We start from the raw sequence: 14,539 nt of genomic DNA, 5'->3' as shown, positions 1-14,539 counted from the left end.
ACTCGGTGGCGGTGAGAGAACGCGGAAGAGGCGGTCAGGCCCGACCACACGAGCACGCGTCCTCAACGGTTCCCCACCGCTGACGGCGAGGGGCCAACCAGCTTCACCGGGTCCGAAACCTACCGGCGCGCCATGCCAACTCACCCCGAAGCGGAAGTTTTTCGCAATGAGCGAAGTGATTGAGTGCCACTCACTCAGGCATTGTCCGCAAAGTTGACGTACCTTATACCTATGGGCTCCGATATTCCTTTTGGCTTCGGCAACCTACCTGGTGGTATGCCGGACCCGAACGATCCACGTATGCAACAGATGATGCAACAACTGCAGCAGATGATGTCGCAGTCAATGGCATCGGCTGGCCCAGTCAACTGGGAGCTAGCACAGCAACTGGCCGAGGGAGAGCTGGCCGGTGAACCGGTCGTGGGTCCAGCCGAGCAATCAGAGGTCGCCGAGGCACTGCGCCTGGCCGACCTGTGGCTCGACTCCGCCTCCGCTTGGCCATCGGGGGTCACGCAACCCGACGCCTGGACCCGTAAGCAGTGGATTAGCTACACCGAAGACTCCTGGAAGCAGATGGCCGAACCGCTGGCCAGCCAAATGGGCTCCGCGATGGGAACTCTCGTGCCCGAGGGTATGGAGGGCCTGCTAGGCCCCATGGCCGACCTCATGAAAGGAGTCGGCTCGGCACTGTTCGGCGCGCAGATGGGTCAAGCACTCTCCAAGCTAGCCGCCGAAGTCCTCAGTTCCACCGAGGTCGGATTGCCCTTGGGCAAAATCGGCCGCGCCGCCTTGCTGCCGGCCAATGTCGCCGAATACGCGCAGGGTCTGCAACTACCAGTGGAAGAAGTTCGTCTGTTCGTGGCGCTGCGCGAGGCCGCCCACCATCGCCTCTTCACACATGCGCCATGGCTACGCTCACACGTCATCACCCTGCTTCAGGCATACGCACGCGAAATTCGGATCGACTCCGATGCGGTCGAAGAGGCCATGAGCGGCCTCGACCCGTCCGACCCCGAAGCCATGCAGACGATGGACCTGGGCAAACTCTTCCGTCCCGAGGACACCGAACAGCAAAAACTCACGCTGCAACGGCTGGAGACGGCGCTGGCGCTCATCACCGGCTGGGTCAACGTCGTCGTCACCAACGCCGTGGCCGACCGACTGCCGACGCTGAGCCAGCTCATGGAGTCCGCTCACCGCCGCCGCGCCTCCGGTGGCCCCGCCGAGAAAACATTCGAAGCGCTGGTGGGGCTACAAATGCAGCCCGCCACCTTGCGCTCGGCGACCAAACTATGGGAGACCATGACCGAACAACACGGCGTCGAGGGGCGCGAGGCGGTCTGGGCCCACCCGGACCTGATGCCAACGACCGATGACTTGCAAACGCCCGAAGCGTACGCGTCAATGTCGGGAACCATGTCGGAATTGGACATGTCGATCTTCGACCAACTGGCGGTCAATGACCCACCGGCTGACGACGAGGACGGCGAGGAACGGCCCGGTTCCTAGCGCGCAGGAGCCCGCGCCGACGAACTAGCCACTAAAACCAAAACCAGCTGCGACCCGGTTTTCCGGGTCGCAGCTGGTTTTGGGCTGTTGGCTGCGAGGACTAGTCTTGGCGCGCTTCCTCAAAGAACGTCGGCGTCGGCGATGCCATCTAGGTAGCCACGGGCTCGCTCGGCTTTGGGATAGCGGCGCACCAAGGACCAGAAACGTTTGCTGTGGTTGACCTCAACCAGGTGCACAAGCTCGTGCACGAGCACGTAGTCAATGACCCAACTGGGCATTTGCGATAGGCGGCGGCTGAGGCGGATCGTGCCGTCCTCGGGAGTACACGAACCCCAGCGGGATCGCTGATTGTCAACCCACCGCACGCTGGCCGGGCGAGCCATGATGGGGAAATCTGAAAAGTACTTCTTGGCCAATGCGACCCCGCGGGCCTTCAACGCCGCGTCATCGGAGCGGCCCGTCTGGTCTTCGCGCCGTTGCAGGCGCCTGACCATGCGTTCGATCCATTCGGCCTCTTCAGTTGAGCTGAAGGCGTCCGGAATCAAAACTACGACTCGACCACCGTCCTTGTAGGCAGACACGGTGGCGCGGCGGCGTGGACTACGTCGCACTTCCACAGGGGGGTTCGCTTTACGCGCCATGACCGTACGTTAATAGCTCCAGATAACAATCGCATCTCAACTTATCGATTTTTGCGTCTATTATGGCGGTTTTGTCGAAAACATCCCGTCGCGATGCCCCATTAACGCCCTGGCGCTCGCCACCGGCTACAAAACGCCCTCGGGTCGATATCGGCCCGCCGGCTTCCCCATGAGGCGTGTGCCAACCGTTCGCACCGGTCACAGCCACCCGAGCGAAAGGGCCGAACTGGGCGTGTGCCCCTCCGCCGGGGACCCAAAACTCGACCTTTGGGCCACAGTCGTACTAGCGTGCCGCTGCGGGTCAGGCATTGAGAAGCGGCGAGAGGGACCAATCGTGTGCCTCGGGCGATGCTTAATCTTGATGGGCGTCGAGACCGACCTACCAGCTCATCAGCGAACACGCGGCGCACGACCAAACGGCCGGACGGCCCCTAACCAGCCTTTCCGAGGATGCGGTTCATCTTCGTTCCGCACTCCGGGCACGTGCCCTTGGCCATGCGACGGCCGGAGTCCGACTCCACGACGTTGCCCTCGAAGTCGCGCTTCTCGCGGCACTTGACGCAGTATCCGTTATAGGTTTGCGTGCTCTGGCTCACATTTCCCCCTAGTATTTTCCCGTGCTTAGCGGTCATAGACCGCCAGCCGCCCCAGAATGCCACACAAATCACGTGTCCGACGCGTAACGCGCCGCAGCCAAAGCTCCACCACCCCCTTCCTCCGTGGAAAGATAGAGACGTGAGTGATATTCCGAAGCGCGCATTCTCCCGGACTGCGAAGTTGGCATCCCTTCCGCTAAGCTTCGCTGGCCGAGCCACGCTCGGGGTCGGAAAGCGCCTCACCGGCCTGGCCGACGAGATCATCGGGGAAAAGACCCAGCAACGCACCGCCGAACAACTCTTCTCCGTTCTCGGCCAGCTCAAAGGTGGAGCCATGAAGATCGGGCAAGCCCTGTCGATCTTCGAAGCCGCACTACCCGAAACCGTCGCCGGCCCCTACCGCGAAGCCCTCACCAAACTGCAAAACTCCGCACCCCCCATGCCCGTAGCCGCCGTCCACCGCGTCATGGAAGCCGAGTTGGGCCCCGAATGGAGAACCTACTTCGAGGAATTCTCCGAAGAGCCAGCCGCAGCCGCCAGCATTGGACAAGTCCATCGGGCCACCTGGCACGACGGGCGAGAAGTCGCCGTCAAAATCCAATACCCCGGCGCTGGCGACGCGCTGCGCTCCGACCTCAAGCAGCTGTCGCGATTCGCACCCCTGTTCAAAATCATGCAACCCGGATTCGATATCAGGGGCCTCATTGGCGAGTTGAGCGAACGCCTCATGGAAGAACTCGACTACGGACTCGAAGCCGAGGCGCAAAGCCAATTCGCGCACGTCTATGACGGCAACGCGGAAATCCTTGTACCCCAGGTCATCACTCACACCGAACGCATGATCGTCACCGAATGGGTCAGTGGTACCCCACTAGCGACGATCATCTCCGAGGGCACACCCCAGCAGCGCGACCGCGCTGGATACCTGCTCACCACGTTGCACTTCTCCGCCCCCGCGCTAGCGGGAATGTTGCATTCGGACCCGCACCCGGGCAATTTCCAGATCTCCGATGACGATCGCCTGATCGTCTATGATTTCGGGGCTGTCGCTCGGCTGCCCGAAGGCATGCCGCGCCCCGTTGGGGAACTGACTCGCCTCACGCTGGAGGGCGACGCGGACGCGGTCATAGCGGGGCTGCGCCGCGAAGGATTTATTCCCGAGGACTTGGAAATCGACGGCCAGGCCATTTTGGACTATTTGTTGCCAATGTTGGAGCCATTGCAAGACAGGGAATTCCAGTTTTCCCGCCAATGGCTGCGACAAGAGTCAATGCGGCTGACTCATGCCTCCTCGGAGGCGGCTCAGCTGGGCCGCAAACTCTCGTTGCCGCCGTCGTACCTGCTGATTCACCGGGTGACGATGGGGTCCATCGGGGTCCTGTGTCAACTGGGCGCCCAAGCCAACTGGCACAGCATCATGGAAGAATGGCTGCCCGGTTTCTCTGTCCAAGAGGAGCCCGACAGCTAGTCGGCGTCACCCCGGTCGCCTCCAGCTTCTAAGGCAAAGTGCGACCTGCCGATTGGCCGTAGGCGCATACGAAAGCGGGACTGTCCTTCGGGACAGTCCCGCTTTGCCAACGCTCTGTTATGGCCTTAACAGCCGGGAGCGCATCATGAGTGCGAATTCAGCATTCTTGAATTCCTCTGTGTGTTCGCGACGCTGCGCGGCCCGCAAACTGTGCATCCGCATGCGCGTGATCCACTGCCACATTCGGTGGCGGTTCGGGGGCTCCTCAGTCCAGACTTCGGGCTGAGTGCTGTTGTCCGACTCACGGGCAACGTATGCGTCGATGTGTTGATCAATGGTCATTACGCCTTCACCCCAACGGTGTCGAATAGTTTGGCCGAACGCTCTTCGAGGTCGGCTTGTGCGGCCTCTTCGGCCGCGATTGCGTTCTTGCGTGGACGGCCACGTGGACGCTTGCGCGCCACCATCACGCCCTGTTCGAAAATCTCTCCGCCCCATACGCCCCAAGGCTCACGCCGCTCCAGCGCACCGGCTAGGCAAGCGACCTTGATCGGGCAGTCGGCGCACAGCGACTTAGCGAATTCAAGCTCGGTGGGTCGTTCCGAAAACCACAGGTCCGCGTCATAGGAATGACACGGCAGTTCCGCGCCCGTTTCTGCGGCTGCTGCTACAGCCTTGCCGGCAACTGCCGGACTTGAGGGAGTCAACCCGTTCACCTCACTGTTCATCTCACTGCTGTTCATCGCGCTTCGGTCTCGGTAACGAACTGGGCTGTTCACTAACTACATCCATCTTTTTCGAAATTTCGGCCCTGAACTGCTAAAAGACTCAAGGCCTTGGTGATGCACGGCCGATTCCGTGCTTCATGTGTGAGATCGACGGCCAAGCGAGCTAGCCGCACACGTTCGGGTTAACAAACGCATCGTCTGAGGATGTTCTCCAAGAGAACGGTCCACACAAACAGAAAGGCCGCGATCCCTGGGGCGGGAGTCGCGGCCTCGAAAGGTTCGAGTGGGTTAACGTGAGTTAACCCAATCTGGTGGACCTTTTCGAGGCGGAATCCCGCTGTTGACTGCCTTACGATCATTCGTACGCACTGGGTGAGACACTTTGGTCCCGTCGACTCCGGTGACGCCTTGAACCAGCTCGACTCCAGCCACACCCGTGCCCGCGAAGACACCAGCGATCGGCAGAAGACGCACTGCTGCGCAGGAAGCCTGACCAGTGCTACGCAGATCAACGTCGTAGACTTTTTCGACCAGCACGGTGCCGCATGGCTTAGCAGCCATGCCAACGCCCGTCGGCGCGGTTAGCGCACGAGAACGGGATTCCGAAGCTGGAATCCCCGATGCGGTGATGGAGGCAGGCAGCATGGCGACATAACGGCTGTCAACGGACTGGGAAGTCCGCAGACCGCTTGTGTCTGTGATGATGGAAGTCATTGCTACTCGCCTCCTTTCGAAGCATCGAATGCTAGTCGGACAGTTTTGTCAGCTTTGCTCACACGTGCGCGCCTTGCCGGATTTTACTCCGATGAGGACTGGCCACGATGGGCAGACAACGCTTGCGCGTCCCTGACATTCGCCAGATTACGCCTCGCTTGATACCCGTGCAACTTAATTTCTCGGCATTTTGAAGAATTTTTTCACGGCGCCCCTTCACGGCGTCTCATCATCTGGACTGAGCCCGGGGGTGAGCGCTAGCGCCTCTTCGACGGTTCCGTTCTTCACCAGGCACAACACGGCCTCACCAAAATTGTCCATCTTGAACTTGCCAATGCCATGGAGCGCGAAAAGAGCTGTATCGGTACGCGGAGAATGCTCCGAAATTGCGATCAGCGTCACATCGGTAAAGATCGTAAAGGCTGGTTTTCCCGTCGCCTTGGCCACTTGCAAACGCCATTGCGAAAGCCGGTCAAAAAGCTCTTCGTCCATCGTGGAAGGACAATCTTCGCACCGCCCTAGTTTTCGGCTCCGCGCTTCGGTCAGTGGCGCTTCACAACCCGAGCACAACACCGGTCGCGCCTTAGCGCGCTTTTTCGACGCGGGCTTATCGGGCAGTGCCTCCGCCTTTGGAAACCCCGCCAGATTCAATTGCGCGAGAAATCTACTGACTCGCCGCGCCCGCCCACCCGGATTCCGGGCCAGACCCAGCGACAACTGCAACCAGACTCGGGCGCGGGTAATACCGACATAGAGCAGGCGCCGTTCCTCCTCCAAAGCCTCCGTGGTCCTGGCGTACGTGGTCGGCAGAGTGCCCTCGGCCATCCCGACCAAAAACACCGCGTCCCACTCCAGGCCCTTGGCCGAGTGCAGACTCGCCAAGGTGACTCCCTCCAGCGTTGGCACATGTTGACTTGCGGCGCGGCGCGTCAGTTCAACGCAGAAACTCTCCAAACTCGCGGTCTGACCCGCCCGTTCCGCCTGTACCTGGAAGGTCTCGGACAAACGCACCAGCGCCGCCACGGCCTCATACTTCTCGCGCTGCGCCCCGCCTGCGGGAACGGCATGGGGACGCCAGCCCATCGCCTCCAACGACATCAGCACCGCCTCGTTCAGCGGGGCCTCGATGATCTCGGGATGATTGACAGCCGAACGCATGGCCGTCATGGCCTGCCGCACCTCGGCTCGTTCGAAGAACCGCTCGGCCCCCTGCACCACCGAGGGCACCCCCAGAGCCGCCAGCGCCTCTTCATAGGCCTGTGACTGGGCATTGGTGCGGTAGAGAATGGCGATCTCAGACGGGGAGATTCCGTCGGCGACCATTTTGGCGCAGCGCCGGGCTACCGCGTCGGCTTCCTCGGATTCGTCGGCAAAGGTCTCGGCACAGACTTCGGGGCCGTTGGCCCGCTGGCCGATCAGTTCCAGCCGTAGTTTTGCCTCCCGCCCCTGTGAGGCGCCGATGACGCGGTTGGCGACCTCGACCACTTGCGGGGTGGAGCGGTAGTCGCGGACGAGGCGGATCAACTGGGCTTTGGGAAAGCGGCGGGTGAAGCCCAAGAGGTAGCTAGAGGTGGCTCCGGTGAAGGAATAGATGGTCTGGCTGGCATCGCCGACCACAGTAAGGTCGTCGCGTTCGCCCAGCCACGCGTCGAGCAGGCGTTGTTGCAGCGGGGTGACGTCCTGGTACTCGTCGACGACGAAAAAGCGGTACTGGTTGCGGATTCGTTCCGCGGTGGCATCGTCGTTCTCGATGAGTTCGGCGGTGTGGGCCAAGACATCGGAGAAGTCCATGACGCCGGAACGTCGTTTGCCTTCGACGTAGGCGGCATAGACCTTGGCCACGTCCGCGGCGTCCATGGGGGCTTCGTGTCCGAGCTTGGCGATGTCTTGCAGATAGGTGTCGGGCGAGATGAGTGAGGAGGCGGCCCATTCCAGTTCAGTGGCGAGGTCGAAGTTTTTGGCCCGGTCGGTGCGCACTCCCGCGCGGGCCGCGGCGATGCCGACGAATTTCACGGTCGAGCTCATGAGTTCGGGGACATCGCCGGCGAAGTGTCGGGGGCCGAAGTATCGCAGTTGGCGCAGGGCCGCAGAGTGAAAGGTGCGGGCGTTGACGCCGCTGACGCCAAGGGTGCGCAGTCTGTCGCGTAGTTCGCCGGCGGCGCGGGCGGTAAAGGTCACGGCGGTGACGTGCTGGCCGCGCAGGTCGCCGCGCAGGACACGCCAGGCGATGCGGTGAGTGACGGCGCGGGTCTTCCCGGTTCCGGCTCCAGCCAGGATGCACACGGGGCCGGGTTCGGCGCAGACTGCCTGCCGTTGCTCGGCGTCCAAGTGGGAGATGAGGGCTTCGAGGTTGTCGGCGCGAGAAGTCACCGGTTCATTGTCGCAGAGAAGACCGACGTCGCCCCGGAGGCTTGTGCGGGTTCACCGCCTCCTCAGTGCCCTGGTCTGTGCGAATGTCTTCGGCCCGCCGACGTGATGAAGCCCGCATCCGTGGCTCGGGTCGGAATACCCGATGCGCGCTGGTCGTTGAGGCGGACATGATCACCATGTATTCCACAACCTGGTGCGGTTACTGCCGCCAATTGAAGACCTTGCTGGCCAAAGAGGGCATTGATTTCGAGGAAGTCAACATCGAACACGATGAGGACGCCGCGAAGTGGGTCCTGGAGGCCAACGAGGGCAACCAGACGGTGCCGACGCTGCGTTTCTCCGATGATTCGTCGTTGACGAACCCGACGGTCGCTCAGGTGAAGGAACGGCTTGCCTCGTTGGCGTAGCAATATTGGAGAAATTTTTCTCGCGGTCTTGTTCGCGGGACCGCCGAGCGCGGTCGCTTGCCGACATTGACTCCGCGTGGACGTTCCCTTCGCCACGAAAGCACCCTTTTGCCCCCTCGATCAACCAATTTTGATCACTGAGAAAATTTCTGATATAACTCACCGTCATCGCTGGCGCGACACGGCTGTCTATACCGGATAAACCGTGATTGATCTGGGAATATTGATACACGCCACACTCGGCCCTGGTGGTCGCAATTAAGAGCATGAGGTTGTAGACTAAGTTCTACTTGATGCATCAAGCTAGCTCGGCGGCTTCGAGGGGTGGCCGCCGAGCGTCCGCCCCGGCACTTCGGTGCCGGGGCGATTCTTATGCCCTCAACCTGGTTTCCCCTCCAGAAGCGGCCGCATGATCGGGTGATCGGACCAGTAAATGTCCACTGATCTCAGCCTCGCAAGCACCTAGCCCACCCTTGGCTGCAACGCCTGCAAGCTCTTGCGCGCCCCGCCCGTGGCTAGGAGGAACGGCCCGCCAGCCAACGGTCGATAAGGAAACGCGCCACCGACACATCTGTTAGCCCCCGCCAACCGACATCGGGACGACCGCGCACATGCTCGCGCGCCTCAGCCTCAGTAAACCAGCGTGCGTCAGCCAACTCATCGGGTTGCAAAACAATCTCCTGGCCGGGATCGGCCGTCGCCGAAAACGCCAACATCAACTGCGACGGAAACGGCCACGGCTGGCTGGTCACATATTCCACCCGGTCCAAAGCCAGGCCCGTCTCCTCGGCGACCTCGCGGTGGACCGCCGCTTCCGCCGACTCCCCCGGCTCCACAAAACCCGCGACGCAGGCATACCGACCCTCTTTGGCCCGTACGTTACGCGCCAGCAAAACCGAGTCCTGCCCATCGTCAATCAGCACGATGATCGCCGGGTCGGTACGCGGGTACACGACACCGGAATCGGCTCGAAGTTCCCATCCGGCCAAACCCGGCTCCAGTTTCGCGCCCGTTTTAGGGTCAAAGCGGTGATTCTCGTGCCACTGCGCCATCGCCAACGCCTGCGCCGCCAAGCCTAGGTCGCGATCGGTCCAACCCCGATGGGCTTGGCGCAGATGCAACCCCTCGGGAAGATCAGTGATGACGGCGAAGAAGGGCTCTTCGTCGCCCCCCAGGAAGATGCGACGAGCGGGCAGGTCATCCGAGGCGCGGATGAGCCTCAGCCCGGAGGCCGTGGCAGCCACCGCATTCCGGGCGGGATCGACTTGGACGATATGAGAACGCTGCCAGGCCTCAGCCAACCAGACCGGATCACCGCGGTGCAACGCGTTGCGGTCAACGTTGCTGCGAGACAGACGTGGGATCACCGTTGTTCCTTCAGGTTCGAAAGTGAGAGCGCTTGCTTCAGTGCGCTGCCATAGTGAGCGCCTCAGGTGTAGCCACCGCGACACTGTTACCGGTCGAGCCGTCGAGACCGGCCCCAGGGCAGCCCGCTCCACCGGCGGCTACCGCCGCCCGGCACAGGTCCCCCCGTGCCGGTAGACACCGAGCGGGCCATACCGCGCGCATCCTCCTATTGTCGCCCCCAAACGAGTGGCCTCACCAGTGAGACTCCAGTGAGGTCACCTGCAGGTGTCGGCAGACTCGGTCAGATGCTCTGTGCAACCGTCACATCTCCCAGAGCGCGCAACGGCGCTTCGATCGACTCGGCTTCCCCCAGGATGACGGTGACAGAGCGGTCCAAGTTAAGGCGTTCGCGGGCCACCCGCCGCACATCGGCCGGGGTAACGGCTAGGAGTCGCTCGGTGTGGCTAGCTAGATAGTCAAGCGTCAGTCCACACGAGGCCAGACTAGAGATGAACGACGCCAAACTGGAGTTGGCGGACGTACCGATCTTCAACGCGCCCAGCGCGTATTGGCGGGTTTTGGCCAGTTCGTCCTCCCCCACCGTCTCCTCGGCCATACGCCGCAGCTCATGGTGTACCTCACGCAACGCCAGCGACGTGACCTCGGTGGCGACATCGGCGTGAATGAGCTGGTAGGTACCAGCGGGTGAATGATCGATGATCGAGCGCGGGGTGTATCCATAGCCTTTCTCCTCGCGCAGGTTGAGCACGAGCCGCGACGAGAAGTACCCGCCATAGATGAGGTTGGCCAAGTGCTGAGCGGCATTGTCGGGATGACGTCGGTCGATAGCGGGAAACACCACCCTAATCGCCGATTGGACGGAGCCGGGCCGGTCAACGATCTCGATACCGCTGGGCGCGAACTGCGGCAACGGCGGCATGGGGTCGGAGACGACGACCTCATCGGTGACGTTCTCAACCCACGCTCCCAGCTTGTCGGTGAGAAGATCGAAGATCGTCGCCTCGTCGATGTCGCCGACCACGACCAGACGAGCCCGGTCGGGGTGGACTCGTTCGCGGTACAGCTTCTCGACGTCATCCCGGGTGACAGCCTTGATCTCACCGGCCGAGGGGTGTTGGTGGGCATACGGATGCCCCTCCCACAGCCGGTGGTTTAGCCTCCGATTGACCAGATAGTCCGGTTGCTGCTCAGCCACCGAAATCGAGTCGCTGATACGTTCTTGTTCCACATGGAAGGGATCGGCGGGAAACGTCGCCTCGGTGAGAAGTTCGCCAAGGATATCGAGCCAGGCGGGCAGCTGGCTGGCCAGACAAAAGCCGGAGATGGACAGTTGATCGGGGCTACTACCCGCGTGCAAAGATCCGCCGATGCTTTGGAGCCGTTCGGCGATGCCACGCAGCGACGAACGCTTGGTGCCATTGGTGATCGTGGAGGCCAAGAGGTCCGCCAGCGCCGGTTCGATGTGGGTCATGGGAATCGATAGGCGCATCTCGGCGATCGGCACCGAGGCTCGGCGTACGACGGTCGTGCTGATGCCTCCGGGGAGCACCCGACAGACGGCTTCGGGCAGAACCAGCGGTGTTTCGGGTGCCAGCTGGGGGATCATGGTGGTCACGCTGGTCTCCTTCATGAACGGCCTCCGGGAATGACTTCCAAGACGGCGCGGCGGTTCTCGGTAAAGGTGGCCGCTGCGGCTCGAATGTCCTCGGCGGTGACTCGAGCAATGCGGCGGGCGAAGGTGTTGGCCTCGGAGGCGTCGCCGTGGAAGGTGGAGGTTGTGGCCAGGCGTTGGGCGCGGCCCGGGATCGAGTCGTCCTGGCGCAATTCTCTCGTGGCGATCTTGGCCTGCACACGGCGCAGTTCCCCAAGACTGAGGCCATCCTCGGCGATACGTCCGAGCTCCTCTTGTAGCGAGGCCAAGATGGTGTCGGTGCTGGTGTCCGGTGGAAGAAACGCCCGCACGAGGAATGGGGTGGGTCCACGAGTGGCGAACGGTTCTCCCATCAGGCCCACATAGGAACCAACGGCAGTGACATTGCGGTCGGTGTGCACCATGCGCTGTTTGAGGCGGGATGCGTCGCCGTCGGTGAGCAAGTCGCCCAAGACGATATAGGGCAGGGCCGCGTCGAGGTCGATACCGGGATCGGGGATACGCCAACCAACCGCTACCGCCGGAAGAGTGGCGCGCTTGTCGGTATAGGAGGAACGGCGCTCAACGGTCAGGTCCGGTTCGTCGAAAGCCGGATGCTGTGGCTTGGGGCGATAATCGATATGGGAGAAGTGCTTGTCGATCAGGCGTGTCGCCTCGGCCGGGTCGAAGTCGCCCACGAGGCTGAGAACGGCGTTACTGGCCGGATAAAAGGTGTCGAAGAACTGTTGGGCATCGGTGGTCGTAGCCGCGTCCAAGTCGGCAAATGATCCATAGCCGTCATGCGCATTCGGGAAAGTGTCAAACATCACTTGCGGGAAGGTGATCCACGGGAAACCGCCGTAGGGGCGATTTTGGACATTGACTCGGATCTCTTCCTTTACGACACTGACTTGATTGAGAAGGTTTTCTTCGGTAATGGCTGGACCGGCCATCCGGTCGGCTTCGAGGAACAGCGCCAATTCCAACCCGTTGGATGGCATGACGTCGTAGTAGTCGGTGTAGTCAATGTGAGTGGAGCCGTTGAACATGCCGCCTGCGCCCTGCACCAGCTTCATGTGCTCGGTCTTGCCCACATTGGCCGAGCCCTGGAACATCATGTGTTCAAAGAGGTGAGCAAAGCCGGTCCGGCGTTCGGGCTCGGAACGAATCCCGACGTCGTATACCACCGCCACCCCGATGACGGGGACGCTACGGTCGGGACTCAGTACCACCCGCAGACCGTTGGGCATGCGGTACTGCTCGACTTCGAATGCAGCGACCGGAATCGTCGCAGGAGAATCCGTCATGCCTGCACCCTAGCTCAGTCCCGCTTGCGGTGTTGCTCACAGATACTTGGCTTAAGTGCCAGTGAATGGTTCACTGAAAGACGTGAACATCTTGCAGCACTCGACGCTTCGTGACGGCATGGCCGTCCGCGTCGCCATGTGCTGCCGAATGTCTGTCTGAGGGCCCACGGTCTCTTCTTTCGCCGCGCCCCAAAGCGGCTTTCTTTAATGTGCGATTTCTCGTTCGAAAGCGACAGACTTCTTCATGATCCACCTCAGCGGTGTCTCTAAATCTTTCGGTTCCACCATTGCCTTGGACGCGGTGGACCTCCATGTGCCCGAGGGCGACATTTTCGGCATTCTGGGACGATCCGGCGCCGGAAAGTCGACCCTCCTGCGCACCGTCAATTTGCTGGAACGCCCCGACGAAGGCGCGGTATACGTCAACGGAGCGGACGTGACGACCCTTTCGGCCCGCGCCCTGAGGCGCACCCGTTCGGACATCGGCATGATCTTTCAGCACTTCAACTTGCTCAACAACCGCAATGTCGTCTCTAACGTGGCGCTACCGCTGCGCTTGGCTCGCGTCGGGCGCCATCAGCGCCAGGCCCGCGCTATGGAACTGCTCGACCTCGTAGGGCTAGCCGATAAGGCCCGCGCCTACCCCGGACAGCTCTCCGGGGGCCAACGTCAGCGGGTCGCGATCGCTCGCGCTCTGGCCTCGGAACCTAAGGTGCTGCTATCTGACGAAGCGACCAGCGCACTAGACACCGACACCACCGACGAGATTCTGGACTTGCTCGCCGAGCTCAACCAGACCCTAAACCTGACGATCCTGTTGATCACCCACGAGCTAGAGGTCATCACCCGAATCTGCCACCACGCCGCTGTCATGGAGGCGGGCCGGTTCGTCGAACAGGGCCAGACTAGGTCGCTCCTGGCCGACCCGCATAGCCGCCTGGGCTCCAGCGCACGCCGCCTTGCCTCGCGGCTATTGGGTGAGGACCGCGTCGAGGCGATCGACGAAGCCGCTGTCGAGGGGGTCGCCTAATGGATCCGATCATGCGCGGCAACCTCATCGACGCGACCAACGAAACGCTCTACATGGTCGGTATGGCCAGTTTGTGGACGCTTCTGGGTGGGGTGGCGCTCGGGGTGTTGCTCTACGTGACCTCGCCATCGGGCCTCAAACCGCTGCGGGTGGTGAACTGGCCGGTCGGCATCATCGTCAACCTGGGACGATCGGCCCCATTCATCATTCTGATGGTGGCGATTCTGCCTTTCACTCGGGCGCTGGTGGGCACCACCATCGGCACCACTGCGGCGATCGTGCCCTTGGCTGTGGCCGCCATTCCCTTCTACGCCCGCCTAGTGGAGGCGGCGCTATTGGAAGTACAGCCGGGCTTGACCGAGGCCTCGCGCGCCATGGGCGCCACCGTCGGGGCGACCGTGTGGCGGGTGGTCTTGCCGGAGGCCACTCCTGGTCTGATCCGTGGGTTCACCGTCACCGTCGTGGCGATCACAAGCTATTCGGCCATGGCCGGAGCCATCGGCGGGGGCGGCCTGGGCAACCTGGCCTACACCTACGGCTACCTGCGATACCAAACCGAGTACATGATCGCCACCATCGCGATTCTCATCATCTTGGTGCAGCTGTTCCAGGCTCTGGGGGACCGTTCCTCCCGGGTGCTGGACCGCCGCTAGGAACTCCACCACTGACGGCCCATTGGCCACATGCGCGCAATCACCGTTCACTCAAACCAGCCAACTACACTACACACCGTGACCTGACGCGCACGGGCACGAGGACCAGGGGCGTTCT

The 14,539-nt window shown here is 62.0% G+C and carries 14 protein-coding genes; 5 read left to right on the top strand and 9 right to left on the bottom strand.

Annotation, left to right across the window (positions count from 1 at the left end; all coding sequences use genetic code 11):
• The first annotated feature begins 231 nt into the window (after positions 1 to 231).
• Entirely contained in the window at positions 232 to 1,509 is a 1,278-nt protein-coding gene (locus JQS30_RS03855) for a zinc-dependent metalloprotease (RefSeq protein ID WP_246498038.1), read from the top strand.
• A 119-nt stretch (positions 1,510 to 1,628) separates the two neighbouring features.
• Here the strand turns inward: JQS30_RS03855 and JQS30_RS03850 are convergent, their stop codons facing one another.
• Together JQS30_RS03850 and JQS30_RS03845 are read right to left on the bottom strand one after the other, a co-directional pair.
• Positions 1,629 to 2,150, bottom strand: coding sequence for a M48 metallopeptidase family protein (locus tag JQS30_RS03850; protein ID WP_213172074.1), 522 nt, complete (start codon positions 2,148 to 2,150; stop codon positions 1,629 to 1,631).
• Between the two features lie 431 nt (positions 2,151 to 2,581).
• Complete coding sequence (locus tag JQS30_RS03845; protein ID WP_246498037.1) at positions 2,582 to 2,746, bottom strand: DUF5679 domain-containing protein; 165 nt, start codon at positions 2,744 to 2,746, stop codon at positions 2,582 to 2,584.
• A 139-nt stretch (positions 2,747 to 2,885) separates the two neighbouring features.
• On the opposite strand from JQS30_RS03845, the gene JQS30_RS03840 reads away from it, so the two are divergent.
• Entirely contained in the window at positions 2,886 to 4,214 is a 1,329-nt protein-coding gene (locus JQS30_RS03840; protein ID WP_213172072.1) for an ABC1 kinase family protein, read from the top strand.
• Positions 4,215 to 4,331: 117 nt separating this feature from the next.
• Here the strand turns inward: JQS30_RS03840 and JQS30_RS03835 are convergent, their stop codons facing one another.
• From JQS30_RS03835 to JQS30_RS03820, 4 genes are all read right to left on the bottom strand, one after another.
• On the bottom strand, positions 4,332 to 4,556 hold the full coding sequence (locus tag JQS30_RS03835) for a hypothetical protein (protein WP_213172071.1): 225 nt from the start codon (positions 4,554 to 4,556) through the stop codon (positions 4,332 to 4,334).
• The gene (locus tag JQS30_RS17495; RefSeq protein ID WP_425498849.1) at positions 4,556 to 4,957 is read right to left on the bottom strand and encodes a WhiB family transcriptional regulator; all 402 of its coding nucleotides are present in this window, start codon (positions 4,955 to 4,957) and stop codon (positions 4,556 to 4,558) included. Before JQS30_RS17495 ends, JQS30_RS03835 begins: the two co-directional genes overlap by 1 nt.
• 273 nt (positions 4,958 to 5,230) lie before the next feature.
• Positions 5,231 to 5,656, bottom strand: coding sequence for a hypothetical protein (locus tag JQS30_RS03825; protein WP_213172070.1), 426 nt, complete (start codon positions 5,654 to 5,656; stop codon positions 5,231 to 5,233).
• Between the two features lie 216 nt (positions 5,657 to 5,872).
• Positions 5,873 to 8,026: an ATP-dependent DNA helicase UvrD2 gene (locus JQS30_RS03820; protein ID WP_213172069.1), complete on the bottom strand. Its 2,154-nt coding sequence runs from the start codon at positions 8,024 to 8,026 to the stop codon at positions 5,873 to 5,875.
• A 167-nt stretch (positions 8,027 to 8,193) separates the two neighbouring features.
• On the opposite strand from JQS30_RS03820, the gene JQS30_RS03815 reads away from it, so the two are divergent.
• Positions 8,194 to 8,433, top strand: a complete 240-nt coding sequence (locus JQS30_RS03815) for a mycoredoxin (protein ID WP_213172948.1) — start codon at positions 8,194 to 8,196, stop codon at positions 8,431 to 8,433.
• 515 nt (positions 8,434 to 8,948) lie between these two features.
• Here the strand turns inward: JQS30_RS03815 and nudC are convergent.
• From nudC to JQS30_RS03800, 3 genes are all read right to left on the bottom strand, one after another.
• Positions 8,949 to 9,800, bottom strand: coding sequence for an NAD(+) diphosphatase (gene nudC, locus JQS30_RS03810; protein WP_213172068.1), 852 nt, complete (start codon positions 9,798 to 9,800; stop codon positions 8,949 to 8,951).
• Between the two features lie 281 nt (positions 9,801 to 10,081).
• Positions 10,082 to 11,407 carry a M16 family metallopeptidase gene (locus tag JQS30_RS03805; RefSeq protein ID WP_246498126.1) on the bottom strand — a complete coding sequence of 442 codons (1,326 nt, stop codon included), beginning with the start codon at positions 11,405 to 11,407 and terminating at the stop codon, positions 10,082 to 10,084.
• A gap of 20 nt (positions 11,408 to 11,427) precedes the next feature.
• On the bottom strand, positions 11,428 to 12,738 hold the full coding sequence (locus tag JQS30_RS03800) for a M16 family metallopeptidase (RefSeq protein ID WP_213172066.1): 1,311 nt from the start codon (positions 12,736 to 12,738) through the stop codon (positions 11,428 to 11,430).
• 244 nt (positions 12,739 to 12,982) lie between these two features.
• Here JQS30_RS03800 and JQS30_RS03795 point away from each other — a divergent pair, with 244 nt between their 5' ends.
• Positions 12,983 to 13,768 carry a methionine ABC transporter ATP-binding protein gene (locus JQS30_RS03795; protein WP_213172065.1) on the top strand — a complete coding sequence of 262 codons (786 nt, stop codon included), beginning with the start codon at positions 12,983 to 12,985 and terminating at the stop codon, positions 13,766 to 13,768.
• Positions 13,768 to 14,421 (top strand): methionine ABC transporter permease, encoded by a 654-nt coding sequence (locus JQS30_RS03790; protein WP_246498035.1) that lies wholly within the window; start codon positions 13,768 to 13,770, stop codon positions 14,419 to 14,421. Before JQS30_RS03795 ends, JQS30_RS03790 begins: the two co-directional genes overlap by 1 nt.
• Positions 14,422 to 14,539 lie beyond the last annotated feature (118 nt).

It is taken from the genome of Natronoglycomyces albus (assembly GCF_016925535.1).
GTDB classification, from domain to species: Bacteria; Actinomycetota; Actinomycetes; order Mycobacteriales; family Micromonosporaceae; genus Natronoglycomyces; species Natronoglycomyces albus.
The sequence above is the reverse complement of the archived record's forward strand: the minus strand, read 5'-3'. Positions and strand labels throughout refer to the sequence as shown.